Here is a 2,159-nt window from a genome sequence, read left to right as displayed (position 1 = left end):
CATCTGGCGATTCCAAGAGCAGCAGCGAAACTTCTGGCGACTCCAAGAACAGCGGCGAAGCTTCCGGTGATTCCAAGACCAACGCTAATGATACTTCCAAGTCAACCTATACTCGTGAGAACAGGAAGACCAGTACTACCAGCACACCGTAGAGCGTAGCTGCAAGTCCCGCCCATAACTGGAGCGGCAGATAGCAGAATAACCCAATTAATATGAGAGTTTGCTTCTTTTCAACACCATTCGCAAAATTTTCCCATGCTGCTGAAAGTTTCAACTGGACTGAGATGTATATATAACAGGTTAAAACGGCCAAGCAACTACACAGCTGTCGACCTGTCGGGGTTACCCCGGTTTATTCACTGGATGGACCCTGACATCTACACTATGTTTCCTGCATAGTACACATGATCGTATTTAAGCCAATCGAAATAGCAACTGGCTATTTTTGCACTTCATACCTAGGAGGCCTGATTGATGTTTTCTGATTTTTATCACCGCATCTGTCTGGTTAAGATTGCCGCAATGCTCCTGGTAGCTGCGGCTATACTCTTGACCTGGCAAACCCTTGTTCTAGCCGATTCCGGGTTAGTAACCGGAAGTGTGGTCAATGTCCGCAGCGGACCCTCTGCAGACCATGCCATTACCGGTAATCTACTGCAGGGCACCAAGGTATCAGTTCTCGAAGAGCAAAACGGCTGGTGCCGCATCAGTTATAACGATCTCAAGGGCTGGGTTTCCGGCCAATACATAGATGTAAGCAAGGACGCCAGGGTGCAGGTGATTGAGACCCTGGTCAACCTCAGATCAGGGCCTGGAACCAGCTACGCGGTGGTAGGCCAGGCCCGGCAGGGAGATAGCCTGATTCTTCTGGGCCAAGACGGCGATTGGAGCAAAGTGCAAAATAGTTCTGGTGTAGTGTGTTATGTAGCCTCCAACCTGGTGCAAAGCGGAGCGGCTCCCCAGACAAGTGTGCCAGCTCCTCAGACCAGCGCGCCAGCTGTAAACGCTTCGGCCGGTTCGGACATCAAAGTATACCTGGATGGTCAGTTGCTGAGCTTTGATGTACCGCCCCAGATCGAATATGGCCGTACTCTGGTTCCTCTGCGCCGCATTTTTGAGGCCTTGGGAGCTACAGTGGACTGGAATGAATCCAATCGAATCGTAACCGCCACCCGCCAGGGGGTAGTTGTACAGCAACCCATCGGATCGACTAATCCGACAGTAAACGGTGTAGCCTGGCCGATTGAGGTACCGGCCAAGATAGTCGGAGGGCGCACATTGGCGCCCTTGCGATTTGTCGGAGAAGCTTTCGGGGGTAAAGTATCATGGAACGAAGCCGAGCGGACCATTCACATCGAGAGCCCCGAGCCTCCAACCACTCCGGTTGTAACCGTGCCCGGCAGTAAGCTGGTAGTGGTGCGGGAATCTCTGGTCAACCTCAGGGATGGTCCTGGAACCGGGTATACCAAGGTAAGTGCCGCTTCGGCCGGCGAGAGCCTGTCGGTAGTGGATGAGAAAGACGGCTGGTTTCAAGTCAGCCGGGGCGGCAGCTTGGCCTGGATTGCCGGCTGGCTGGTGGAAACCCCCGGAGGCAATTCCGGAGCCCCGGCCATCGATGATAATGAGCTGGTTTGGTACAATACCAGCAAAGATGAGGACGGCTTTAAAATCAATATAGAATCAGGTACCCGGCTGGAAGCCCGCCTTGATGAAAACGGCCAGACCCTGGTCTACACCATAATGGGACGAAGCTTGAAAGGGAACAGCCCTTTGAATGTTTCCCTGGGCGGGAAGAGTCTGAATGTAAAAGGGGAAAACCGCAACGGCGATGCGGTGATCACCGTCACCCTTCCTGCCGGGTTGGAATACCGCACCGAGCGAAGTGACGACGGCAAACGCGAGTCAGTGGTTATTGAAAACCGCATTGTGGACATCAGCCGCAAGGTATTTGGCAATATCGGCGACAACATTATCGTGTATACCTTAACCCCCTGCGAGTATAGCTACAGCCTTAAGAACGATATATTGGAGATCAAACTGGAATCGACCTATCAAGGCGTGGAACGATCCTCTTATGATTATCAGATCAGCCCCCTGTTGGAAAAGATGACCATAAAGGAATCTTCAGGTTCGCCTCCGGACACCACTCTGCGCATAGA

The 2,159-nt window shown here is 52.5% G+C and carries 1 protein-coding gene; it reads left to right on the top strand.

The genetic code is table 11. The features are described from left to right. Nucleotides 1-474: 474 nt before the first annotated feature. Nucleotides 475-2,159, top strand: a 1,685-nt coding sequence (locus B3W37_RS11195) for an SH3 domain-containing protein (protein WP_483175814.1), incomplete at its 3' end; no start/stop codon positions are given.

Source organism: Syntrophomonas sp. UBA5494 (assembly GCF_002426325.1).
The sequence above is the reverse complement of the archived record's forward strand: the minus strand, read 5'-3'. Positions and strand labels throughout refer to the sequence as shown.